Annotated in this window: 19 protein-coding genes; 8 read left to right on the plus strand and 11 right to left on the minus strand. The window is 60.2% G+C overall.

Annotated elements, in window-relative coordinates; translation table 11 throughout:
* Nucleotides 1-16 precede the first annotated feature (16 nt).
* From nifJ to NLK58_RS19360, 5 genes are all read left to right on the plus strand, one after another.
* A complete protein-coding gene (gene nifJ, locus NLK58_RS19340; RefSeq protein ID WP_341581515.1) occupies nucleotides 17-3622 on the plus strand; it encodes a pyruvate:ferredoxin (flavodoxin) oxidoreductase in 3606 nt (1201 codons plus the stop codon).
* Nucleotides 3613-4644: a dihydroorotate dehydrogenase-like protein gene (locus tag NLK58_RS19345; protein ID WP_341581516.1), complete on the plus strand. Its 1032-nt coding sequence runs from the start codon at nucleotides 3613-3615 to the stop codon at nucleotides 4642-4644. Before nifJ ends, NLK58_RS19345 begins: the two co-directional genes overlap by 10 nt.
* A gap of 206 nt (nucleotides 4645-4850) precedes the next feature.
* Nucleotides 4851-5123: a CopG family ribbon-helix-helix protein gene (locus tag NLK58_RS19350; RefSeq protein WP_117619929.1), complete on the plus strand. Its 273-nt coding sequence runs from the start codon at nucleotides 4851-4853 to the stop codon at nucleotides 5121-5123.
* Nucleotides 5120-5401, plus strand: coding sequence for a type II toxin-antitoxin system RelE/ParE family toxin (locus NLK58_RS19355; RefSeq protein ID WP_341581517.1), 282 nt, complete (start codon nucleotides 5120-5122; stop codon nucleotides 5399-5401). The genes NLK58_RS19350 and NLK58_RS19355 overlap by 4 nt, the downstream gene beginning before the upstream one ends.
* 92 nt (nucleotides 5402-5493) lie before the next feature.
* Complete coding sequence (locus NLK58_RS19360) at nucleotides 5494-6744, plus strand: hypothetical protein (RefSeq protein ID WP_341581518.1); 1251 nt, start codon at nucleotides 5494-5496, stop codon at nucleotides 6742-6744.
* A gap of 90 nt (nucleotides 6745-6834) precedes the next feature.
* Here the strand turns inward: NLK58_RS19360 and NLK58_RS19365 are convergent, their stop codons facing one another.
* From NLK58_RS19365 to NLK58_RS19415, 11 genes are all read right to left on the minus strand, one after another.
* Nucleotides 6835-8820: a hypothetical protein gene (locus NLK58_RS19365; RefSeq protein ID WP_341581519.1), complete on the minus strand. Its 1986-nt coding sequence runs from the start codon at nucleotides 8818-8820 to the stop codon at nucleotides 6835-6837.
* A 48-nt stretch (nucleotides 8821-8868) separates the two neighbouring features.
* Nucleotides 8869-9906, minus strand: coding sequence for a fatty acid desaturase (locus NLK58_RS19370; protein ID WP_117619935.1), 1038 nt, complete (start codon nucleotides 9904-9906; stop codon nucleotides 8869-8871).
* Nucleotides 9907-10062: 156 nt separating this feature from the next.
* The gene (locus NLK58_RS19375) at nucleotides 10063-11751 is read right to left on the minus strand and encodes an AMP-binding protein (RefSeq protein ID WP_341581520.1); all 1689 of its coding nucleotides are present in this window, start codon (nucleotides 11749-11751) and stop codon (nucleotides 10063-10065) included.
* A 52-nt stretch (nucleotides 11752-11803) separates the two neighbouring features.
* Nucleotides 11804-12379: a peroxidase-related enzyme gene (locus NLK58_RS19380; RefSeq protein ID WP_117619937.1), complete on the minus strand. Its 576-nt coding sequence runs from the start codon at nucleotides 12377-12379 to the stop codon at nucleotides 11804-11806.
* A gap of 19 nt (nucleotides 12380-12398) precedes the next feature.
* Nucleotides 12399-12530 (minus strand): hypothetical protein, encoded by a 132-nt coding sequence (locus tag NLK58_RS19385; RefSeq protein WP_341581521.1) that lies wholly within the window; start codon nucleotides 12528-12530, stop codon nucleotides 12399-12401.
* Complete coding sequence (locus tag NLK58_RS19390) at nucleotides 12527-13435, minus strand: hydroxymethylglutaryl-CoA lyase (protein WP_117619938.1); 909 nt, start codon at nucleotides 13433-13435, stop codon at nucleotides 12527-12529. Before NLK58_RS19390 ends, NLK58_RS19385 begins: the two co-directional genes overlap by 4 nt.
* A complete protein-coding gene (locus NLK58_RS19395) occupies nucleotides 13435-15429 on the minus strand; it encodes an acetyl/propionyl/methylcrotonyl-CoA carboxylase subunit alpha (RefSeq protein ID WP_117619939.1) in 1995 nt (664 codons plus the stop codon). The genes NLK58_RS19390 and NLK58_RS19395 overlap by 1 nt, the downstream gene beginning before the upstream one ends.
* Nucleotides 15429-16235, minus strand: coding sequence for an enoyl-CoA hydratase-related protein (locus tag NLK58_RS19400; protein WP_117619940.1), 807 nt, complete (start codon nucleotides 16233-16235; stop codon nucleotides 15429-15431). The genes NLK58_RS19395 and NLK58_RS19400 overlap by 1 nt, the downstream gene beginning before the upstream one ends.
* 14 nt (nucleotides 16236-16249) lie before the next feature.
* Nucleotides 16250-17857 carry a carboxyl transferase domain-containing protein gene (locus tag NLK58_RS19405; RefSeq protein ID WP_117620471.1) on the minus strand — a complete coding sequence of 536 codons (1608 nt, stop codon included), beginning with the start codon at nucleotides 17855-17857 and terminating at the stop codon, nucleotides 16250-16252.
* Nucleotides 17858-18062: 205 nt separating this feature from the next.
* Nucleotides 18063-19232 carry an isovaleryl-CoA dehydrogenase gene (locus tag NLK58_RS19410; RefSeq protein ID WP_341581522.1) on the minus strand — a complete coding sequence of 390 codons (1170 nt, stop codon included), beginning with the start codon at nucleotides 19230-19232 and terminating at the stop codon, nucleotides 18063-18065.
* Nucleotides 19233-19255: 23 nt separating this feature from the next.
* Nucleotides 19256-19702 carry a MerR family DNA-binding transcriptional regulator gene (locus NLK58_RS19415; protein ID WP_341581523.1) on the minus strand — a complete coding sequence of 149 codons (447 nt, stop codon included), beginning with the start codon at nucleotides 19700-19702 and terminating at the stop codon, nucleotides 19256-19258.
* Nucleotides 19703-19807: 105 nt separating this feature from the next.
* Between NLK58_RS19415 and NLK58_RS19420 the strand changes: the two genes are divergently transcribed.
* The 3 genes from NLK58_RS19420 to NLK58_RS19430 all read left to right on the plus strand — a co-directional run bounded on the left by NLK58_RS19420 (nucleotide 19808) and on the right by NLK58_RS19430 (nucleotide 23114).
* Entirely contained in the window at nucleotides 19808-20569 is a 762-nt protein-coding gene (locus NLK58_RS19420; protein ID WP_117619943.1) for an SDR family NAD(P)-dependent oxidoreductase, read from the plus strand.
* Between the two features lie 25 nt (nucleotides 20570-20594).
* Nucleotides 20595-21746 (plus strand): acyl-CoA dehydrogenase family protein, encoded by a 1152-nt coding sequence (locus tag NLK58_RS19425; protein WP_341581524.1) that lies wholly within the window; start codon nucleotides 20595-20597, stop codon nucleotides 21744-21746.
* A gap of 186 nt (nucleotides 21747-21932) precedes the next feature.
* Nucleotides 21933-23114 carry an acetyl-CoA C-acyltransferase gene (locus NLK58_RS19430; RefSeq protein WP_117619945.1) on the plus strand — a complete coding sequence of 394 codons (1182 nt, stop codon included), beginning with the start codon at nucleotides 21933-21935 and terminating at the stop codon, nucleotides 23112-23114.
* Nucleotides 23115-23146 lie beyond the last annotated feature (32 nt).

The following is a 23146-nucleotide window of genomic DNA, read 5'->3' on the forward strand; positions in this document are numbered from 1 at the left end:
GCCGCACGAGTCCGATATGCCCGATACCGACACCCTCGACGGCAACACCGCGGTCGCCCATGTCGCCTACCGCGTCAACGAGGTGTGTGCTATCTACCCGATCACGCCGGCCTCGCCCATGGCGGAGCTGGCCGACGAATGGTCGGCGCAGGGGCTGACCAATCTCTGGGGTGGTATCCCGGTGGTGCATGAAATGCAGAGTGAAGGGGGAGCGGCGGGTACGGTGCACGGTGCGCTGCAGTCGGGTGCCTTGACCACCACCTTCACCGCCTCCCAGGGCCTGCTGCTGATGTTGCCGAACATGTTCAAGATCGCCGGCGAGCTGACGCCGACGGTGTTCCATGTCGCCGCGCGTGCGCTCGCCACCTCGGCGTTGTCGATCTTCGGTGATCATTCCGATGTCATGGCCGCTCGCAGCACCGGTTTTGCGCTGCTGGCGTCGGCGTCGGTGCAGGAAGCCCACGACCTGGCGCTGATCGCCCACGCGGCGACCCTGGAGGCACGGGTGCCGTTCCTGCATTTCTTCGACGGCTTCCGCACCTCGCATGAGGTCAACAAGCTGACCCTGCTGTCCGATGCCCACCTCCGGGCCATGATCCGCCAGGACCTGGTGCTTGCCCACCGGGCTCGCGCGCTGACTCCGGAACGCCCGGTGGTGCGCGGCACCGCCCACAATCCCGACACCTTCTTCCAGGCGCGCGAGGCCTGCAATCCTTACTATGCGCGGGTGCCGGAAATCGTGCAGGCCAGCATGGACCGGTTCGCCGCACTCACCGGCCGCGCCTACCGGCTGTTTGAGTATGACGGTGCGCCCGACGCCGAGCGGGTCGTGGTCCTGATGGGCTCTGCGGTGGAGACGGTGCGCGCTACCGTTGCCTTCCTGCGCCAGGCCGGGGAGCGCGTCGGCGTGCTGCAGGTGCGGCTGTACCGCCCGTTTGCGGCCGGGCACTTCCTCGCCGCTCTGCCGCAGTCGTGCCGTGCCGTCGCGGTGCTGGACCGGACCAAGGAGCCGGGTGCGCCGGGCGAGCCGCTCTATCTCGATGTGGTCACGACCCTGGCCCAGGCAGTGGTGGACGGAAAGCGCGCGGCCCTGCCGCGCGTGATCGGCGGGCGCTACGGGCTGGGCTCGAAGAACTTCAACCCGGCCCAGGCCAAGGCGGTGTTCGACGAGCTCAGCCAGGCCACACCGAAGAACGGCTTCACGGTCGGCATCGAGGACGACGTCTCGCACACCAGCCTGGCAGTCGACCCGGCGTTCTCGCTCGAGGGCGACGACACAGTGCGGGCGCTGTTCTTCGGCCTCGGCGCCGACGGCACCGTCGGTGCCAACAAGAACAGTGTGAAAATCCTCGCCGAGGATCCGGGGCGCTATGCCCAGGGTTACTTCGTCTACGATTCGCACAAATCCGGCGCGCAAACCATCTCCCACCTGCGCTTTGGCAGTCAGCCGATCCGCGCCCCCTACCTGATCGAATCCGCCCAGTTCATCGCATGCCACCAGGCGGGGTTCCTCGACCGCATTGACGTGCTGCGGCTGGCGGCCGAGGGCGGCGTGTTCCTGCTCAATACCCCGCATGGGCCGGAGGCGGTCTGGGACCGGCTGCCGCGCTTGCTGCAGACGCAGATCCTGGAGAAACGGCTGCGCTTTTTTGTGATCGACGCCTCGAAAGTTGCGGGCGACTCCGGTTTGGGCGGGCGCATTAACACCGTGCTGCAGACCTGCTTCTTTGCGATCTCGGGGGTGCTGCCCCGTGACGAGGCGATCCAGAGCATCAAGAACTCAATCAAAAAGAGCTATGGCGCCAAGGGCGGCGATGTGGTGCGCAGGAATTTTGCCGCCGTCGACCAGGCGCTGGCGCATCTGTTCGAGGTGGACGTGCCGGGCGCGGCGACCAGCACCTTCGACCGGCCGCTGATCGTGCCGGCGCAGGCGCCGGCGTTCGTGCGTGAGGTTACCGCGCCAATGATGCTTGGTCTCGGCGATGGGCTGCGCGTCGGTCAGCTGCCCGCCGACGGCACCTTCCCGCCGGGTACCGCGGCATTCGAGAAGCGCAACATCTCCGACAGCGTGGCGGTCTGGGAGGCGGACCTGTGTGTGCAATGCGGCCAGTGCGGCTTCGCCTGTCCCCACAGCGTGATCCGCTCCAAGTACTATGGCGCCGACGCCCTCGACGGCGCGCCGCAGGGGTTCACATCGGCGCCGGTCAACGCCCGCGGCTATCCGGATGTGCGCTTCTCACTGGCGGTCTATGTGGAGGATTGCACCGGCTGCGGTATCTGCGTCGAGGTCTGTCCGGCGCACAGTCCGCTCGATCCCGGTGTGAAGGCCATCAACCTCGGGCCGAAGGCGCCGATTCTTGAACGCTCGCGTGCCAACACGGCCTTTTTCGAGGCACTGCCGGCCAACGACCGCGCGCGGGTCGACTTCGCCAATGTGCGCGGCGTGCAGTTCCTGCAGCCGCTATTCGAGTTCTCCGGCGCCTGCGCAGGCTGCGGCGAAACGCCTTACCTCAAGCTGCTGTCGCAACTGTTCGGTGACCGGCTGCAGATCGCCAACGCCACCGGCTGTTCATCAATCTACGGCGGCAACCTGCCGGTCACGCCCTGGACGCGCGACGCCGATGGCCGTGGGCCAGCCTGGTCGAATTCCCTGTTCGAGGACAATGCCGAGTTCGGGCTGGGTTTTCGACTGGCCGCCGACCAGCACCTTGAGCTGGCGCGGAGCCGGCTGCGCGAGCTGGCGCCGGTGGTGGGCGAGGAGCTCGCCGGATTAATTCTCGACGCGCCACAGGTACACGAATCCGAGCTGCGCGCCCAGCGCGAGCGTGTCGAGGCGCTGAAGCGGAAGCTCGCGGTCGTGGACGAAGACGCCGCAGGCGAACTGCTCTCGGTCGCCGACTACCTGGTACGGCGCAGCATCTGGATCGTCGGCGGCGACGGCTGGGCCTACGACATCGGCTACGGCGGACTCGACCAGGTGCTGGCGAGCGGCCGCGACGTCAACCTGCTGGTGCTCGACACCGAGGTGTACTCCAACACCGGCGGCCAGGCCTCCAAGGCGACCCCGCTCGGCGCCGTGGCCAAGTTCGCCGCCGCCGGCAAGCGCGTCGCGCGCAAGGATCTGGCCTTGCAGGCGATCGCCTACGGCAACGTATATGTCGCCCAGGTGGCGATGGGTGCCAACCCTCAGCACACGCTGCTCGCGTTCCGCGAGGCCGAGGCCTGGTCGGGCCCGTCGCTGATCATCGCCTATAGCCACTGCATCGCCCACGGTTTCGATCTCCGCCACGGCATGCGCCAGCAGGACCTGGCCACCGCCAGCGGTTACTGGCCGCTGTTCCGGTTCAATCCGGCGATGCTCAGCATTGGTGCGCGGCCGTTCCGGCTCGATTCGCCGCGACCGACCATCCCGTTCAAGGATTACGCCTACAACGAACTGCGCTACCGGGTGCTTGCGCACACGGATCCGGCTGCGGCCGAAGCGCTGCTGGAGGCCGCACAGCAGGTAGTGACCGAGAAATACCGGCAATACGAGGAACTGGCGAGCCTTGGCTGTGAGTGTTTCCATCCCTCGGGCATGAGCGGCGGCGATGCGAAACCGGAGAACGACCTATGGACCTGACGACGGACTACATGGGCCTGCGTCTGCGCAACCCGCTGATCGCTTCGGCGTCGCCGCTGAACGCCGACCTCGGCCAGTTGCGCCGCCTTGAGGATGCCGGCGCCGGCGCCGTGGTGCTGCCGTCGATCTTCGAAGAGCAGATCGTTGCCGAGCGAGAGGCATTCGAACGCCACACTGAGACAACAGCGGAAGGGTTTGCCGAGGCGCTCTCCTTCTTCCCGGCGTATGCCGGCAAGGGGTTCGGGCCGGGGCGCTATCTCGAGCTCGTGCGCCGTGCCAAGGCGGCGCTCGACATCCCGGTGATCGCCAGCCTGAACGGTGCTTCCCTGTCCGGCTGGACCGGGTATGCACGCGACCTTCAGGACGCCGGTGCCGATGCCATCGAACTCAATATCTATCTCATCCCTACCGCCCTTACCACGACGGGGCGCGAGGCCGAACAGCATTATCTCGACATTCTGACGGCCGTGAAGGCGGCGGTCACCGTCCCCGTGGCGGTCAAGATCGGCCCCTACTTCAGTGCGTTCGGGGCCATGGCGCTGGCGCTTGCCGAAGCCGGCGCGGATGCGCTGGTGCTGTTCAATCGCTTCTACCAGCCCGACATCGACCTTGTGTCCCTGCGCCCGTCGCCGGACGTCGAGCTCAGCACGCCGTCCGAGATGAGGCTGCCGCTGCTGTGGATTGCCGTGCTCCACGGGCACCTTCCGGCATCGCTGGCCGCCAGCACCGGGGTTGACTCGGCGGATGATGTTTTCAAGTACCTGCTGGCCGGCGCGGACACGGTGATGACGACCGCGTCGCTGCTGCGCCACGGCGCCTGGCACATGCGCACCCTGCTTGATGGCCTGGTGGCGCTGCTCGCCGCGCGCGGGATCGAGTCCCTGGATGCCATCCGCGGCCGCATGAGCCGGGGCAATCTGGAGGACCCTGGCGTGCTTGAGCGGGCGGGTTATGTGCAGATGCTGCAAAGCTATCAACCCGCGTTTCATGGGGGTGGTGCGGGATCAGGAGAGTCAGAATGAGAATCAGCTTCCTGGCAGCCTGTCGGACTTAAGGCTGATCTACTGTGCCGGACTAAAATGGTGGCCGGTTCCTCGGGGCATAGCCGTCATAGCCCTTATGGGTGTATCTGGCACAAGGGTGCGCATGCTTCAGGCGTTAAATTTTTGCTGCAGCCTTGAAAAATATGATGTAATACAGTGTAGTCACTGTATGCGGGGGTAGAACAATGAGCGTAACCACAGTCCGTCTCCAGGTTGAGGTAGAGCAGCATCTGGATGCAATCGCCAGCAGGCTCCGTCGGAGCAAAGGCTGGGTTATCAATCAGGCGTTAACTGAATACATCGAAAAGCAGCAGCGTGAGCAAGAGCGTTGGCAGCAAACCCTGGAGGCAATGGAATCTGCGGCCCAAGGGAAAGTAGTCGATGCGGGTGAGGTCCATAGTTGGCTTAAGAGCTGGGGCTCCGAGAACGAGCAGGTTGCGCCGGGGTCAGGTGAGTGAAACTGGTTTACACACAAGAAGCCGTTGCAGATTTAAAGCGTCTAAGGGAGTTCATCGCTGTTCACAGTCCTTCAACTGCGACTCGAATAGCCACCGAATTGATTTGCAAAATCGAGCTGCTACCAGATTTCCCTAAAATGGGCGTTCCGGTTGAGATGGCGCCGGAACCAGAATCAGTTCGTGACATAGTCTTTGGCAAGTACATTGTCCGTTATTCGGTTCATATCAAGACAATCATAATATTGCGGGTGTGGCATGCCTTGGAAGGTGAGCGATAGCAATTTAATTTCAGGAATCGGGCGGTGGGAACGGCTCAAAATCGGGTTTTTCTGCGGTCTCTTTATGTTTAATAAATAATTTGAGATATAGAATGAATATAGAGTTACAGGAATTGCTTGAAAAGTATAAATGCGACAAAGAGTCAGTATTCAACACCTGGTTTATCAATAATGACGAACGTCTGAAGGCCTTTCGTTCTATTCGCCGCGGGGTTCAGAAAGTAATACTGGAAATCAAGACTAAAGAATTCGGGAATGATTATAAAGGCTCATCCCTGGAGTTTGTCTTAAACTGTATTACCGAACAAAAGCAGGTATTTATTGGAGCGTCACATGCATTCTACTGGAAGCCAAAGCTTCGGATTCCAGATATTTATGAGAATGAAGAAAACAAGATGGCATTTGGTCAGTTTCTTGAGAATTGCTATAATGCTACAAGAGAAGATAGAATATTAAAGGAAATAATCCACCTCGATCAGAGAAAAATAAAGGGGCTGGGACCTGCAGTAGTTAATATTCTGTATTTCCTTCATCCTGAGATTATTCCCCCATTCAATACTGCAATAGTTAATGGGTTTAACCACTTGTTCAAGGAAAATATTAAGCTTGGTTCGTGGCAGGAATACCTTCGTATGCGGGAGATAATTATAGGAAAAAACAGCCAGCACAGAAGTATACTTTCTAAGGATCTTGGGGCATTTTCTGGCTTGTTGTTTGACATTGGTGTTAAAAAGCTCATGGTTGGAGATGAAGGTGCTCTTTCTGATGATGAGAAGGTGAAAATAGAAAAGCTCCTTAAAAAACGACACAAAGAAGTTACAAATGAAAAAGAAGAGGAAGATCTGCATACAGAAATGCAATACCATCTTCTGAAAATCGGCCACTCGTTAGGATATGATGTAATTAGCGCTTCAAATGATCGGTCAAGATGTCACGATGGCACTAATTTTTCATTTATAAGTCTGCCAGGGTTTCCTGATATCGGTGTTGATAGAGACACAAATAACACTATTGCGCTAATTGACGTGATTTGGTTTGAGAAAGGCACAAACAAAATTGTTTGCGCTTTTGAGGTTGAGAAAAGTACATCAATATATTCCGGGATACTTCGCCTTACAGACCTGTATTTCTCATTTCCGGAAGACCCCTCCTCCCTGTTCCTTATCATCCCTGACAACAGAGAAAAGGAGTTAGAGTTGCAGCTAAGTCGGCCAGCGATTAAGGGCAATAATATCGAAATTCATTACATTTTATTCTCTGACTTGCGTAAACACTGTGATGCGATATGTACGTTTGGCGATAGCAAAGAAACTCTGAAGAAAATAGCTAAGGTGGTCAATTGAATCAGCGCATATCAAGGCCATGCACCGGGTGCCACAGCCTCGGCTTCGGTAAGGTTCTGTCACCGGTGATGGCGGGCTTTCCCTGGGGGCTCAGTCCGGCGATGTCTCAGGTGACGCAGCCCAACTGGTATAACCAAGCTCCATGATTCGGGCGACTTCCTCATCCGGTACTGCCGAAAGGTCACCCAGCTCCAGCGTGTCGTAATGGAATGCGTAGAGCCGGGACGTGAATTCGGCAATGGGCAGGGAGGCCTCGCCGCGGAACTCGCCGTGGCCCCGGGTGGAGCAGGTAATTCCCTGGCCCCAGTCCTGACCACTGTCGTTGTTGGGGTTGAAAAAGTAGACCCGCATCTCATTGCGGGGGCTGAGCCCGACCCTCAGGATGTTGATGGCGTGGCGGCCTACAAAGCGTGCGGCGCTGTCCGTAACGGCAATACCGGCCGGCTGGGCGTGGATCACGGGCAGGTGGCCGTTGTAGAAAGGGTGGTAGCTGGCATAGAAATGCCGGATGAAGCCCTCGTAGTCGTGCACCTCGCCAGTATGAACATCAGCCACCACACGGAACCCGTGGCTGACCCACCAGCCATAGAATTCCGGGTTGATCCAGCGGTGGGCATCGTCGTCGCGGTTTTCACAACGGCGCCACATTTCCCCATAGAGGCGGTCCAGGTGGGGGATGAGGATCAGCGATACCGGGTCTACATCGACCGGTGTTTCCTTGACCAGCCCGGGCCCCAGGTCCCTGGAAGAGACGTTCTCGCCCTCGAAGCGGCTCAGCACTTCGTTGTCCCGGGCCGCCCAGGTCAGTACCTGTAGCAGGTAATCGGCCTCATTGGCCGCCCACACCGACAGGCCAATAGCCGACTGGCAGGTAGGGTTGTTGCCCTGGCCCACACCCAGCGGCTGCCCCAGAAGGTTGATGACACCGGCCAGCAGGAATACCCGGGGCGGTTGGGCATCGCCAAAGGCCTCTCGAAGGGTATTGGCGGTCTCCGCCGACAGTTTGAGTTGGATCTGCCGCCACAGGGCCTGGGCCACAGAGGGCGTAAACAGTGAGCCCCGTTCCAGCATCATGGTAAGGCCATATACAGCCTGGCAGGTTTCCGGGTATATGGCTTCGTCAATCAGGGCATGGACCAGTTCAGTGTAGCAATAGAGATCGTCCAGGCCGGTCATGGTCAGCCCCAGCGTGTTGGGTATCAGATCGTCCTGGTCACTGTTGCGCAGGAACCTCAGCATAACCGCGTGGTAAGGGGAAGCCAGACCGGTGTCGTGCATGCTGCGGGCAAAGCAGGTGGCTTCGGAGGCGAGGGTTAGGTCGTCCATCTCCCTCAGGCGCTGCTCATAAACCTGCAGGCCGGGGTCTTCAGCACTGCCCGGTGTGGGCGCAAACAGGGCGTTGACCAGGCGGGTTGCGGCGACGTTTCTGTTGGTTTCTATCTTCGGGTCATAGAGGCACTTGGCGATCTGGCCGATCATCTCGCAGATGCTGTCGACCTGCACCGGCCCCTGGTCCAGGAGGCGCCAGACTTCCGCCACCAGGCTGTCCAGCAGGCTCTCATAGCCGAGGTGGGAAATCAGATACCGGTAGAGTTCCTGGACAATCATCCCGAGCTGTTTCGGGCGTTCCCGGTCGGCTTCCGTGAGTTGGCCAGACAGCAGATCCAGGTTCAACGCCATAACCTGGGTCAGGAAGTATCGTGCCTGTTCTGCGGAAATGCCGGGGTGGAAGTAATCGCCCCGGGTGACGGCAAGCATTCGTAGCTCACTGATGGCCTCTACGATGGTTGTAACAGCACCGGCCTCGCGCAGGGAGTGCTTGGCCAGTGCCGGCTGGAGAATTGCCGGCTGAGCCCAGTCGCTGGAGCCGAAGATGCCGGCGGATTCCAGCGAGCGAACCCGCCGGTACAGGGCGTCAAAGCCGCCCGGCAGCGTCATCAGCATTCGGGTGCGCTCTAGCAGCCCAAGGCTGGAGGCCTTGGGGTCGGTGCGACGGGCGCGGGCGAAATCTCCCAGCGCTACATCAAACTGCCTCAATGCCGGCCCGAGCGCAGGATCAGCGTTTTGGTGCGCCATAGCTTCGTCTCCCTCGATCTCTTTTGGCTAGATGTTTGAGGTGGATGCTCAACCGCCGGCCTCCCGATAGGTCACCATACGCTGTTTCTCTTCATCCCAGAGGGCGTACCGGAAGCAGTCCGCAATGTCGCGGGGTGCAAGGGTCGTTATTAGCGGTGATTGTAGTTCAGGAATGGTCGCCATCACTTCGGGAAGGCGGTAGAAGGGAATTCGAACGTTGAGATGATGAATATGGTGGTAGCCAATATTTCCGGTAAACCACTGCATAACCCGATTCATCCGCATGAAACTCGAAGACTCCATGGCTCCCCGGTAAAAGGTCCAGGCTTCGGGCGAGGCAATCTGCATACGCCGGAAACTGTGCTGGGCAAAAAACAGATAGCACCCCATCGCGGCGGCAAGGGTCATGGGCAACAGGATGACATAGAAGACCAGACCGAATCCGCCCAGCACCCACAGCACGGCGATCAACCCGAAATGACTGAACAGGGCTATCAACGAGTCGATGTGTTTGCGGGGGGTCTTCAGCAAGGGTATGAGCGTAATGTTCAAACCGAAAACAATGGGGTAGCTCAACAGCACCACCAGGGGATTCCGCTGGGCGCGATAGGTAAAGCGTTGCCACCGCGTTGAGTCTTGCCACATACGGGCGGTTATAAGCGGAAAAGCGCCCACGCTGGCATCCGAAATCTGGCCCACATGGCCGTGGTGATAATTGTGGCTGGCACGCCAGGAGCGGGTTGGCGTGAGAGTCAAGGCGCCGTAGGTATGGAAGAGCCAGTAGGCAACCCGGGAGTCTTTTAGAATTGCACCGTGCAGGTAATCGTGAAAGGTGATGAAGGCGCGCACCATCAGCAGGGCGCCCAATACCGAAAACACCACTCTGAGGGGCCACCACGGGATCACCCCGGCGGCCGTCAGTGCGGCAAACACCAACCCAAAGGTAGAGCCGACATACCACCAGCTTGTTGCAGCAGATTCTTCAACGTAAGGTTTCGTGGCCTCAAGCAGCTCCCGCCCTACCCGGATATCTTCGCTGTGTTCCGGCAAGCTGTCGTCCGATTCCCGGACATTGTCCTGACGCATGGCCCGTCCCCCCCCTGCCTATAAAATTAGATCTTTTGGCAGGTAATTTCCAACGGCAGGAAACGCTGAAAGCTCTGGGTATCGGCGGTACGCCTGAAAGAACAAACCCCGACAAAAGCCGGGGTCTGAAGGTTTTCGCGAAGCAGCGAGGAGAAGTTACTTCTTCAACCCCATCTCCTCAATTGAAATCTCCCGCATCTTGAACTTCTGGATCTTCCCGGTGACGGTCATCGGGAATTCATCCACGAACTTGTAGTTCTTCGGGATCTTGAAGTGGGCGATCTTGCCCTTGCAGAAGGCCTGCAGGTCCTCTGCGGTGACCGGGGCCGCTTCGGGGGCCAGTTTCACCCAGGCAATCAGCTCTTCACCGTACTTGTCATCGGGAATGCCGGTTACCTGCACTTCCTCGATGGCCGGATGGGTGTAGAGAAACTCTTCGATTTCTTTCGGGTAGATGTTCTCGCCGCCGCGGATGACCATGTCCTTGATGCGGCCGACGATCTGGATGTAGCCGTCCTCGTCCATGGTCGCCAGGTCGCCGGTGTGCATCCAGCCGGCGCTATCGATGGCTTCGCGGGTTTTCTCTTCGTTGTTCCAGTACTTCAGCATCACGCTGTAGCCGCGGGTGCACAGTTCGCCGATTTCGCCGCGCGGGACCACGTTGCCGCTGGCCGGGTCCACGATCTTGGTTTCCAGGTGCGGCTGGGTGCGGCCCACGGTGGTGACCTGCTTCTCGAACGGGTCGAGGGAGCTGGTCTGGGTGGATACCGGGCTGGTTTCGGTCATGCCGTAGGCAATCTGAACTTCTTTCATGTTCATCTTGCCGTTGACCTTCTTCATCACCTCGGCCGGGCAGATGGAACCGGCCATGATGCCGGTGCGCAGGCTGGAGAGATCGTAGGTTTCAAACTCCGGCTCGGCCAGTTCGGCGATGAACATGGTGGGCACGCCATACAGGGCGGTGGCCTTTTCCTGGTGTACGGCCTGCAGCACGGATTTTGGTTCAAAGCCTTCACCCGGGTAGATCATGGTGGCACCGTGGGTAATGCAGCCGAGGTTGCCCATCACCATGCCGAAGCAGTGGTACAGGGGCACCGGGATCACCAGGCGGTCGTTTGCTGTGAAGCGCTGACTCTCGGCCACGAAGTATCCGTTGTTGAGGATATTGTGGTGGGTGAGGGTGGCGCCTTTCGGGTTGCCGGTGGTGCCGGAGGTGAACTGGATGTTGATGGGGTCATCGAACTGCAGCTCGCTCTGGCGTTTGTCCAGATCGTCTTCGGAGACGTCGCCGGCGAAGCCCAGGAACTCTTTCCAGGTCCACATGCCGTCGTGCTTGTCTTCATGCACGTTGATCACGGCGCGCAGCTCCGGTACGTGGTCGGCCTTGAGTTTGCCGGGGACGCTGCGCTTCAGTTCCGGCGCCAGCTCGTAGATCATCTCGCGGTAGTTGGAACCCTTGAAGGCGTCCGCCGTTACCAGCGTGGTGATGCCGGCCAGGTTCAGGGCGTATTGCAGCTCGTGCACGCCGTAGGCCGGGTTGATGTTCACCAGGATGGCGCCCACTTTCGCGGTGGCGAACTGGGTAACGGTCCACTCATAACGGTTGGGGGACCAGATGCCCACGCGGTCGCCGCGCTTCACGCCGATGGCCATGAAGGCGCGGGCGGCTTCGTTGACCTTTTCAACGAATTCTTTGTAGGTCCAGCGAATGTCCTGGTGCAGGCACACCAGGGCTTCGTTGTCCGGATACTGTTCGGCGGTGCGGTCGAGCATTTGACCGATGGTCATGCCCAGCAGGGGCACTTCCGCGGTTCCGCTCGTATAGCTTGGTAGAGTCTTGCTCATATCTCTGCCTCCATTGTTTTTGTATTCGAGGGCGAGCAGGGTTGCGGTCCTGCTAGCGACTCTGACTGTGATACTCGGGGTTTGGTTGCATATCGCTGGCAATCGCCACGCGATTGGACATGTTGTAAAAACCGACCAGGTTGCTCAGGTCCCAGATTCCGCGGTCGCTGAGTCCTGCATCCCGCAGGGCCTGCGTGTCTTTTTCGGTGACGGTGGCCGGTGAGCGAGTCAGGTGGGATGCAAAGTCCAGCATCGCCCGCTGGCGCTTGTCGAGTCTGGCGCTGCGGTAATTCATGACCATGTGCTCGCCCAGTTGGGGATCACCGCTCAGTACCCGCACGGCGGCGCCGTGGGCCACCAGGCAGTAGAAGCATTTGTTCTCTGAGGAGACCACCACGGCCACCATTTCCCGCTCCAGTTTGGAGAGTTCCCCTTCACCGAGCATGAGTTCGTTGTAGAGGCGGGTGAAGCCTTCCAGCTGTTTAAGGTTCTGGCTGTAGGCGGTGAGTACGTTCGGAATCATGCCCAGCTTTTCCTGGCAGATCTGGAAGTACTTCCGGGTGTCTTCCGGCATGTCGCTGATCTCCGGGATCGGGAGATCCAGGGCGACTACGTTTTTATTACTCATTCTTGCTGACTCCTAGCCTTCAGGATTTGGTGCAGTGGCGAGCGGGTACGACTTCCCGGGACACGCTGTGAATACCTCCCTGTACGCTTGCCTGCAGCATCCATGCTGCAGACAGTCCCGGGAAGTCGTACCCGCTCACCACGTTAATCATTGGCAGTTACCGCCTAGCGCCTGTCCTACTTTGGAGCCATTTGCACGGTTCAGTTGGCCGCAGATCCAGTCGCCGGTTGCCACTAATTTTTCGAGATCAACACCTGTTTCTATACCCAGGCCGTTAAGCAGGTATAGCACGTCTTCGGTGGCGACGTTGCCGGAAGCGCCCTTGGCATAGGGGCAGCCGCCGAGGCCGGCGACGGAGGCGTCGATAACCGCAATGCCTTCTTCCAACACCGCGTAGAGGTTGGCCAGGGCCTGGCCGTAGGTGTCGTGGAAGTGGGCGGCCAGCTTTTCCAGGGGAACATGGGCGGCGACGGCTTCAAGCATGCGCTTGGCTTTGATGGGTGTGCCCACGCCGATGGTGTCGCCCAGGGAGATTTCGTGGCAGCCCATGTTGTAGAGGGCTTTGGCCACGGCAGCGACCTGCTCGGGAGCAATGTCGCCTTCGTAAGGGCAGCCCATCACGGTGGAAACATAGCCGCGCACGGGGATGCCGTGCTTGCGGGCTTCTTCCACTACCGGTGCAAAGCGTTCAAGGCTTTCGGCGATGGTGCAGTTGATGTTCTTTTTGGTGAAGGATTCGGAGGCAGCGCCGAATACCGCAACCTCGTCTGCCTTGGCTGCCAGTGCGCCCTCAAAGCCTTTCAGGTTTGGGGTGAGGGCGGAGTAGCGTACGCCGGGCTTACGGGTAATGCCGGCCATCACTTCGGCGGCGTCGCCCATCTGCGGCACCCATTTCGGGGACACAAAGCTGGCGGCCTCAATGTGGCTCAGGCCGCTGTCTGCCAGGCGGTCGATCAGCCCGGTTTTGATGGCGGTGGCGATCACCGGGCCGGGCTCGTTCTGGAGTCCGTCCCGGGGGCTCATCTCAACCAGGCGAACCTGTCTGGGAAAGGCCATCAGCCTGCCTCCTCTTCAGTCACTTCAATGGCGATCAGTTCGGCACCTTCTGAGACCTGGTCGCCTTCGGCGAAGAAGATTTCCGTCACCACGCCGTCGGCCGGGGCCTTGATGGCGTGTTCCATCTTCATGGCTTCCATGATCACCAGGCTCTGGCCGGCGGTGACCTTGTCGCCGACTTTGGCCTGAACGGCCACGATGGCGCCGTTCATGGGCGCGGCCAGGCTGCCTTCGCCGGCTATTTCCTCGAAGCCGTAGGTTTCCCGGTATAGGGTGCAGTTGAAGGTGTCACCTTCGTAGAACAGCACCAACTGGTCGTTGTGCAGGTTGCCGTGGATGCTGATGCGGTGGCCGTTGATCACGGCCTGCAGGTAATCGTCATCCAGGCGGGCGGTGAGGTTGTATACGCTGCCGCCCACGAACACCTGATAGCGGTCGTCCCGTTCCAGGATCTTCAGGTCGTGAATCTCCTCACCCACCTGAAGTTGCAGGGGCTGGGCGTATTCGGAGTTCATGCGCCAGCTGTTCTGGCGGCCAAACGGTGACCAGGGGTCGGTGCTCACCACTTCCCGGGATTTACGCTGCTCCAGTACGAAGCCGGCGGCCAGTACCAGGGCCTTGTGGGTATCGAGTTTCGATTTCGGGAACAGCAGTTCCCGGTGATCGTCGATAAAGCCGGTGGTCAGGTCCGCTTCCCGGAACGGCTGGGCATCGGCCAGGGCGTGCAGGAACCGGATGTTGGTTTTCACGCCGGCAATGCGGTAGTGCTCCAGGGCCTGAACCATGCGGTTGATGGCCTGGTCCCGGGTTTCATCCCACACGATGAGTTTGGCGATCATTGGGTCGTAGTGGATGCTGATGTCGTCGCCTTCGGTAACGCCGGTATCCACACGCACGTGGGCGCTTTCATCCGGGGTGCTCAGGTAGCGCAGGTTGCCGGTGGCGGGCAGGAAGTCCTGGTCCGGGTCTTCGGCATAGATACGCGCTTCCAGGGCGTGGCCCCGGGTTTTTACCTGGGACTGCTCCAGCGGCAGCGGGTCGCCCCAGGCTACCTTCAATTGCCATTCCACCAGGTCCTGGCCGGTGACCATTTCGGTGACCGGGTGCTCTACCTGCAGGCGGGTGTTCATTTCCATGAAGAAGAAGGAGCCGTCCACGTCGTACAGGAACTCGACGGTGCCGGCGCCTACGTAGTCGATGGCCTGGGCGGCTTTTACCGCCGCCTCACCCATGGCTTTGCGGGTGTCTTCGCTCAGGCCGGGGGCCGGGGCTTCTTCCAGGACTTTCTGGTGGCGGCGCTGCACAGAACAGTCCCGCTCGGCCAGGTACACACCGTTGCCATCCTGATCACAGAATACCTGGATTTCCACGTGCCGTGGCTGGGTCAGGTAGCGTTCGATGAGCATATCCGGGTTGCCGAAGGCGTTCTTCGATTCCCGTTTGGCGGCGGCCAGGGCGTCGTCGAAGTCTTCCATGCGCTCTACCACGCGCATGCCTTTGCCACCGCCGCCGGCGACGGCCTTGAGCAGCAGCGGGAAGCCGCATTTTTCGGCTTCTGCCCGGAGTGTTTCCGGGTCCTGGTCGTCGCCATGGTAACCGGGCACCAGGGGCACGCCCGCTTTTTCCATGATGGCCTTGGCGGCGGACTTGGAGCCCATGGCGGCAATAGCCGGGGAGGGCGGGCCGATGAACACCAGGTTATTGGCTTCACAGGCTTCGGCAAAGCCGGTGTTCTCCGAGAGGAAGCCGTAGCCCGGATGAATAGCCTGGGCACCGCTCTTCCTGGCAATCTCGATGATCTTTTCGGCTCGCAGGTAGCTCTCGGAGCTGGGTGCCGGGCCGATGTGGAAGGCTTCGTCGGCCATGGCCACGTGCCGGGCGTTGGCGTCGGCGTCTGAATAGACGGCCACGCAGCGAATACCCATGCGGTGGGCGGTTTGTATGATCCGGCAGGCAATTTCGCCCCGGTTGGCAATGAGAATTTTGCTGAACATTAGTCTGTCTCCGGAACCCAGTTGGCCTTGCGCTTGTTCAGGAAGGCATTGAGCCCTTCCTGCCCCTCTTCACCCACCCGGATATCCGCTATGCGGTGCGCGGTGTCGTCAATCACGTCGTCGTTGATGGGCTTGTGGCTAACGGCAAATACCAGGTCCTTGGCAGCCCGCATGGCTTCCGGGCCGTTGGTGACCAGTTGTTGCACCATCTCGTTGCAGCGGGCTTCCATGGCCTCGACATCGTCGCAGACGATGTGCACCAGGCCGTAGTCCTGTGCCTGCCGGGCGTTGAACACTTCGGCAGAGATAAAGTAGCGGCGGGCCTGGCGTTCCCCAATGGCGCTTACCACGTAGGGGCTGATCACCGCCGGGATCAGGCCGAGTTTCACTTCGCTCAGGCAGAAGCTGGATTTCTCGGTGGCGATGACGATGTCGCAGCAGGCGGCCAGGCCCACGGCGCCGCCATAGGCGGCACCTTGTACCAGGCCAATCACCGGCTTGCGCAGGCCATTGAGTACTTCCATCAGCCGGGCCAACTGGCGGGCATCGTCCAGGTTTTCCTTGTGGCCGTTGTCGGCCATGCGGCGCATCCAGCCAAGGTCGGCCCCGGCGGAGAAATGCTTGCCCTCGGAGCGTAGGATCACCACCTTGGTTTTGCTGTTGGAGCTCACCTCGGTGAGGGTGTTGATCAGCTGCTGGATGATCACGTCGTCAAAGGCGTTGCGTTTGTCGGGGCGATTAAGGACCACCTCGGCAATGCCCCCGGCGCGGTGTCTGAGCAGAACTGCGGATTCGGTGTCTGTCATGTCATTCTCCCCGATTACATCCGGAACACGCCGAAGCGTGTCGGTTTGGCCGGGCGGTTAAGGGTGGCAGACAGGCTCAGGGCAACCACTTCGCGGGTCTGGGCCGGGTCGATCACGCCGTCGTCCCACAGCCGTGCACTGGCGTAGTAGGGGTGGCCCTGGTGCTCGTAGGTGTCGATGATCGGCTGTTTGAATTCGGCCTCTTCTTCGGCGCTCCACTCCTGGCCTTTACGTTCCATGCCCTCGCGGCGCACGGTGGCCATGACGCCGGCGGCCTGTTCGCCACCCATCACCGAGATGCGGGCATTGGGCCACATCCACAGGAAGTCCGGGCTGTAGGCGCGGCCGCACATGCCATAGTTGCCGGCGCCGAAGCTGCCGCCGATCAGTACGGTGATCTTGGGCACGTTGGCGCAGGCCACGGCCATCACCATCTTGGCGCCATGCTTGGCAATGCCTTCGGATTCGTACTTCTGGCCGACCATGAAGCCGGTGATGTTCTGCAGGAACAGCAGCGGGATGTTGCGCTGGCAGCAGAGCTCCACAAAGTGCGCGCCTTTCTGGGCAGACTCACCGAACAGGATGCCGTTGTTGGCGATGATGCCCACCGGATAGCCGTGGATATGGGCAAAACCGGTCACCAGGGTCTGGCCGTAGTAGCGTTTGAACTCGTCAAACTCGGAGCCATCAACGATGCGGGCGATCACGTCGCGTACGTCGAACTGTTTGCGCAGGTCAGTGCCGACGATGCCGTAGATTTCCTCGGCGTCGTACAGCGGCGCTTTCGGCTTGCGGATCTCGACGTCCACTGGCTTGCGGCGGTTCAGGTTGGAGACGCAGCGCCGGGCGATTTCCAGGGCGTGAGCGTCGTTTTCGGCGTAATGGTCGGCAACACCGGAGATCTTGCAGTGTACGTCGGCACCGCCCAGGTCTTCGGCGCTGACCACTTCACCGGTGGCGGCTTTCACCAGCGGCGGGCCGGCCAGGAAGATGGTGCCCTGGTTGCGGACGATGATGGATTCGTCAGCCATGGCGGGTACGTAGGCGCCGCCGGCGGTGCACAGGCCCATGACGACGGCAATCTGGGGGATGTCGTCGGCGGACATGCGGGCCTGGTTGTAGAAGATGCGGCCGAAGTGGTCGCGGTCCGGGAAGACTTCGTCCTGTCTTGGCAGGTTGGCGCCGCCGGAATCGACCAGGTAGATGCAGGGCAGGCGGTTCTGCAGGGCGATTTCCTGGGCGCGCAGGTGTTTTTTGACGGTCAGCGGGTAGTAGCTGCCGCCTTTCACCGTGGCGTCGTTGGCGATGATCATGCATTCGGTGCCGGAGACGCGGCCCACGCCGGCAATGACGCCCGCTGCGGGGACTTCTTCATCGTAGACGTTGTAGGCGGCGAACTGGCCGATTTCCAGGAAGGGGGAGCCGTCGTCCAGGAGGCGGTTTATGCGCTCGCGGGGCAGCAGTTTGCCACGGGCGATGTGGCGCTCCTGGTAGGAGGGGCCACCGCCTTGCTGGATGGTGGAAACTTTGTCGCGCAGGTCCGCTACGGCGGTTGCCATGGAGTCCTGGTTGGCCTGGAATTCGTCAGACCTCGGGTTTATTTTGCTTTGCAGTATCGTCATGTTTTCCGGGCCTCGAGTTTCGGGGCGGCGGGACTGGCGGGGTGTCGCTCCGGGAACCGCTACGAGCACGTCCATGTGCGCTTGTTTCCGGCCATCCTTGGCCTCCAACATTCCCGGAGCGACACCCCGCCAGTCCCTCGTCGTACTTTGGGTGGTGGCCTCTGTAAAACTTTAAAGTTTTGGAGGCCTCTGGCTTGAAGCTGCTTTATTTGTTCAGGTACAGCTCACGGCCAATCAACATCCGGCGGATCTCGGACGTACCCGCGCCGATTTCATAGAGTTTGGCGTCGCGCAGCAGGCGCCCCGTCGGGTATTCGTTGATGTAGCCGTTACCGCCGAGCAACTGGATGGCGTCCAGGGCGATTTTGGTGGCCATTTCGGCGGAGTAGAGGATCGCGCCGGCGGCGTCTTTTCGGGTGGTTTCCGCGCCGCGGTCAGCGGACATGGCGACCATGTAGACGTAGGACTTGGCGGTGTTCATCCAGGTGTACATGTCGGCGACCTTGCCCTGGACCAGCTCGAATTCACCGATGGCCTGGCCGAACTGTTTGCGCTCGCGGATGTAGGGAACCACCACGTCCATGGCCGCCTGCATGATGCCCAGGGGACCGCCGGAGAGGACGAGACGCTCGTAGTCGAGGCCGCTCATCAGGACTTTGGCGCCGTTGCCAACGCCGCCCAGAATGTTTTCTTTGGGAACCTTGCAGTCTTCGAACACCAGTTCACAGGTGTTGGAGCCGCGCATGCCGAGTTTGTCGAGTTTCTGGTGGCGGCTGAAGCCCGGGGCGTCGCGTTCTACGATGAAGGCGGTAACGCCCTTGGAGCCGGCCTGGGTGTCGGTCTTGGCGTAGATGACGTAGGTATTCGCATCCGGGCCGTTGGTGATCCACATTTTGGTGCCGTTGAGGACGTAGTGGTCACCGGCGTCTTTGGCGCTGAGCTTCATGGAGATGACGTCGGAGCCGGCATTGGGCTCGGACATGGCCAGGGCGCCGATGTGTTCACCACTGACGAGCTTCGGCAGGTATTTCTGTTTCTGCTCTTCGGTGCCGTTGCGGTGAATCTGGTTTACACACAGGTTGGAGTGGGCACCGTAGGAGAGGCCAACGGAGGCGGAGGCGCGGCTGATTTCTTCCATGGCGATGACATGCGCCAGGTAGCCCATGTCGGAGCCGCCGTATTCTTCGCTCACGGTGATACCCAGCAGGCCCATGTCGCCCATTTTCCGCCACAGGTCCATGGGGAACTCGTTGTTGCGGTCGATTTCCTCGGCGCGGGGTGCGATTTCAGCGGCGGCGAAGCCGTTGACCTGCTCACGCAGCATGTCGAGGGTTTCACCGAGGCCGAAATTGAGCTCTGAGTATTGTGATTTCATCGTTGGCTACCTTTGGTTTTCTATCATTTGTGTTCAGCGGTCTGCCGGGCTTCGTCGTCGGCCAGGGCCTGCTGTTTCTTTTTGTTCTGCAGTTCAGCCAGGGCTTCGCGGCACCGGGTTTCGGCTGTGTCTATTTCCATTTCCGCCTGGGCAATGTCGTTCTTTTGCTGTTCCATTTGTGCTCGTTTGTTGGCCAGAATGGTCAGCATCTTGTGAAGCTGTTTCTCATTTCCGCTGAGGGTTTCGTCCCACAGGTCAAACAGCTCTTTGGTTTCGGCCAGGGAAAAACCCATGCGCTTGCCCCGGAGGATGAGCTTCAGGCGCACCCGATCCTTTGAACTGAAGATCCGTGTCTGCCCGCGCCGTGAGGGCTTGAGCAGCTCCTGATCTTCGTAGAAACGAATGCTCCGGGTTGTTACATCGAACTCTTTGGCGAGCTCGCTGATGCTGAATGTCTTCTTTATGTCCATTGGGATTTCCTTTTTAGACTTAGGTTAGATAAAGTTTACGTAAACGTAAAGTAGTTTTAGAGTCCGATTTTAAACAAACAGAATCCTGAAAAGGGGGAGTGAACGATGGAATTTAAAAATGTAGCAGCCATTGTAACAGGCGGGGCTTCCGGGCTGGGCGAGGGTGCTGCCCGTGCGCTGGCGGCTGCCGGGTGCAAGGTGGCTATTCTGGATCTTCAGAAAGCGCAGGGTGAAAAGGTGGCAGCGGATATCGGCGGGATCTTCCTGGAGTGCGATGTCAGCTCGCCGGACAGCGCCGAGGCAGCCATCAAGGCAGCACGGGAAGCCCATGGCCATTGCGGCATTGCGGTGAACTGTGCCGGTATTGCCCCCGCCTCGAAGATTCTGGGCCGTGATGGTGTGATGCCGCTGGAGAACTTCAGCAAGGTTATCCAGGTCAACCTTATTGGCACCTTTAACATTATGCGCCTGGCGGCGGCGGAAATGGCCCAGCGTGAGCCGAATGCCGATGGTGAGCGTGGCGTGATCATCAACACGGCGTCGGTGGCCGCTTATGAAGGCCAGATCGGCCAGGCGGCGTATAGTGCTTCCAAGGGTGGCGTGGTTTCTCTGACACTCCAGTCCGCCCGTGAGCTGGCCCGGGAAGGTATCCGGGTGAATACCATTGCGCCGGGACTGTTCATGACGCCGATGATGGCTGGCATGCCTGAAGAAGTTCAGGAGAGCCTGGCTGCTACGCTGCCGTTCCCGAAGCGGCTCGGCAAACCGGAGGAGTTTGGCATGATGGTAGACCAGATGGTGCGTAACCCGGTTCTCAACGGCGAGGTCATCCGCCTCGATAGCGCCCTGCGTATGGCGCCCAAGTGACATCATTCAATTGCAGGAGACATTCATGACCATGTCTGTTGATAAAGAAGAACTGGCGATGTTCCGTGAGTCGGTGATCAGGGCTCTGGAAGCCGAGGTTAAGCCTCATTACGAAGCCTGGGAGAAGACCGGCATCGTGCCCAGGGAGCTGTGGAACACCCTCGGCAACGCCGGCATGCTGTGTGTCGACGTGCCCGAAGAGTGCGGGGGGGTCGGTGCACCCTTCCAGTTCTCCGTGGTTGTGGGAGAAGAGCTTGCCCGCATGGGGTTCGGCGCGCTGTCCACCAATGTGATGGTGCACTCGGATATTGTTGCGCCGTACCTTAGCCACCTTGCCAGCGAAGAGCAGAAGCAGCAGTGGCTGCCAAAGCTGGTTTCCGGGGAGGCGGTTGGCGCCATCGCCATGACCGAACCCGGCGCCGGCAGTGACCTGCAGGCGATCCGCACCAGTGCCGTGAAGGATGGCGACGACTACATCCTCAATGGCTCGAAGACCTTCATCACCAACGGCCAGCACGCCGACATGGTCATCGTGGCCGCCAAGACGGATCCCAAAGCCGGTGCCCGAGGCATCAGCCTGTTCCTGGTGGATACGTCACTGCCGGGCTACAGCAAGGGCCGGAACCTGGACAAGATCGGCCAGCATTCCGGTGACACCTCCGAGATGTTCTTCTCGGATATGCGCATTCCGTCTTCTGCTCTTCTGGGTGAGGAAGGGCAGGGTTTCATGTACCTGATGCGCGAGCTGCCCCGGGAGCGGCTGGTGATTGGTGCCCTTGGTGTTGCCGCCGCCCGTGGCTCCCTCGACCTGACCATCGCCTATGCCCAGGAGCGGGAACTGTTCGGCCAGAAACTGGCCCAACTGCAAAACACCCGGTTTGAAATCGCCCGCATGGAGACCGATTACCGGGTCAACAAGGCGTTCGTGGACCAGTGTATTGATCATTACGATCTGGGCGAGCTGGATGCCCCAACTGCCTCCATGGCCAAGTACAGCGCCACCGAGATGCAGTGTCGCGTGGCCGATGGTTGTTTGCAGCTGTTTGGCGGTTACGGCTATACCACGGAGTACCCGATCTCCCGGGCCTTTATCGACGCCAGGGTGCAGCGGATTTACGGTGGCACCTCGGAAGTGATGAAAGAAATTATTGCCCGTTCTGTGCTGGGCAAAGCCTGAAACCCGGGAACCTAATCCGGTTCTATAGAGGGCAATTCGAATGTTTGGGGTCCGAGCAGGGGGATGCCTTTCCGGGACTGTCCAAAACATGGATGTTTTGGACAAGCGTACAGGGACGTATATACCGCGTGTCCCGGAAAGGCATCCCCCTGATCGGGCCCTCCCCCAAATCAGGAGGACAATCAAATGAACAGCAATGACGTAGTAATAGCAGGTTCCGCAAGAACACCAATGGGCGGCATGATGGGCTCCCTCAGTTCCGTGCGTTCCCCGGATCTGGGCGCCACCGCCATCAGGGCGGCCATCGAACGCTCCGGCCTCCAGCCGGCTGACATCCAGGAAGTGATCATGGGCTGCGTACTGCCCGCGGGCCTCGGCCAGGCCCCGGCCCGCCAGGCCTCCCGTGCCTCCGGCATCCCGGACAGCTCCGGCTGCACCACCGTCAACAAGATGTGCGGCTCCGGCATGCAGGCCGTGATCATGGCCCACGACCAGATCAAGGCCGGCACCAACAACATCATGATCGCCGGCGGCATGGAAAACATGAGCCAGGCGCCGTACCTGTTGCCCAAAGCCCGCGCCGGCATGCGCATGGGCCACGGCCAGGTGATGGACAGCATGTTCCTGGACGGCCTGGAAGACGCCTATGAAGGCGGCCTGATGGGCGTGTTCGCCCAGCGCACTGCTGACAAATACGACATCAGCCGCCAGGCCATGGATGAATTCGCTATCGGCTCCCTGCAGAAATCCCTGGCCGCCATCGAAAACGGCTGGTTCCGGGACGAGATTGTTCCAGTGACTGTCTCTGGCCGTGGTGGTGACACCAACGTCGACACTGACGAGCAACCGGGCAACGCCAAACCGGAGAAAATCCCGCATCTGAAACCGGCCTTCGCCAAAGACGGTTCGGTGACCGCCGCCAACTCCAGCTCCATCAGCGACGGCGCCTCTGCGCTGGTGCTGGCATCCGCTGCTGAAGCCGACGCCCGCGGCCTGACGCCCCAGGCCCGTATCCTGGCCCACGCCACCCATGCCCGCTTGCCGGCCGAGTTCACCCTGGCGCCCATCGGTGCCATCGAAAAAGTGCTGAAGAAAGCCGGCTGGAGCGTGGACGACGTGGATCTGTTCGAGATCAATGAAGCCTTCGCGGTGGTCACCCTGGCGGCCATTAACGAGCTCAAACTCCCAGCCGAAAAGGTCAACGTCCACGGTGGCGCCTGCGCCCTTGGTCACCCGATTGGTTCTTCGGGGTCGCGGATCATCGTTACCCTGATTAATGCCCTGAAGCAGCGTGGCCTGAAGCGTGGCGTAGCTTCACTGTGTATTGGTGGGGGCGAGGGTACCGCCGTGGCCATTGAGCTGATCTGATCTGGCCCGGGAGGCAGCTCCGGTTTTGGTCT

The organism is Marinobacter metalliresistant (assembly GCF_038098645.1).
Lineage (GTDB): Bacteria > Pseudomonadota > Gammaproteobacteria > Pseudomonadales > Oleiphilaceae > Marinobacter > Marinobacter metalliresistant.

Coding starts and splice junctions, on each gene's coding strand:
- NLK58_RS19400 (WP_117619940.1), bottom strand. CDS start 16,235: ATGACAGACACCGAATCCGCAGTTCTGCTCAGACACCGCGCCGGGGGC.
- NLK58_RS19365 (WP_341581519.1), bottom strand. CDS start 8,820: ATGGCGCACCAAAACGCTGATCCTGCGCTCGGGCCGGCATTGAGGCAG.
- NLK58_RS19350 (WP_117619929.1), top strand. CDS start 4,851: ATGAGCGTAACCACAGTCCGTCTCCAGGTTGAGGTAGAGCAGCATCTG.
- NLK58_RS19405 (WP_117620471.1), bottom strand. CDS start 17,857: ATGACGATACTGCAAAGCAAAATAAACCCGAGGTCTGACGAATTCCAG.
- NLK58_RS19395 (WP_117619939.1), bottom strand. CDS start 15,429: ATGTTCAGCAAAATTCTCATTGCCAACCGGGGCGAAATTGCCTGCCGG.
- NLK58_RS19385 (WP_341581521.1), bottom strand. CDS start 12,530: ATGATTAACGTGGTGAGCGGGTACGACTTCCCGGGACTGTCTGCAGCA.
- nifJ (WP_341581515.1), top strand. CDS start 17: ATGCCCGATACCGACACCCTCGACGGCAACACCGCGGTCGCCCATGTC.
- NLK58_RS19425 (WP_341581524.1), top strand. CDS start 20,595: ATGACCATGTCTGTTGATAAAGAAGAACTGGCGATGTTCCGTGAGTCG.
- NLK58_RS19370 (WP_117619935.1), bottom strand. CDS start 9,906: ATGCGTCAGGACAATGTCCGGGAATCGGACGACAGCTTGCCGGAACAC.
- NLK58_RS19380 (WP_117619937.1), bottom strand. CDS start 12,379: ATGAGTAATAAAAACGTAGTCGCCCTGGATCTCCCGATCCCGGAGATC.
- NLK58_RS19345 (WP_341581516.1), top strand. CDS start 3,613: ATGGACCTGACGACGGACTACATGGGCCTGCGTCTGCGCAACCCGCTG.
- NLK58_RS19415 (WP_341581523.1), bottom strand. CDS start 19,702: ATGGACATAAAGAAGACATTCAGCATCAGCGAGCTCGCCAAAGAGTTC.
- NLK58_RS19390 (WP_117619938.1), bottom strand. CDS start 13,435: ATGGCCTTTCCCAGACAGGTTCGCCTGGTTGAGATGAGCCCCCGGGAC.
- NLK58_RS19375 (WP_341581520.1), bottom strand. CDS start 11,751: ATGAGCAAGACTCTACCAAGCTATACGAGCGGAACCGCGGAAGTGCCC.
- NLK58_RS19360 (WP_341581518.1), top strand. CDS start 5,494: ATGAATATAGAGTTACAGGAATTGCTTGAAAAGTATAAATGCGACAAA.
- NLK58_RS19420 (WP_117619943.1), top strand. CDS start 19,808: ATGGAATTTAAAAATGTAGCAGCCATTGTAACAGGCGGGGCTTCCGGG.
- NLK58_RS19430 (WP_117619945.1), top strand. CDS start 21,933: ATGAACAGCAATGACGTAGTAATAGCAGGTTCCGCAAGAACACCAATG.
- NLK58_RS19410 (WP_341581522.1), bottom strand. CDS start 19,232: ATGAAATCACAATACTCAGAGCTCAATTTCGGCCTCGGTGAAACCCTC.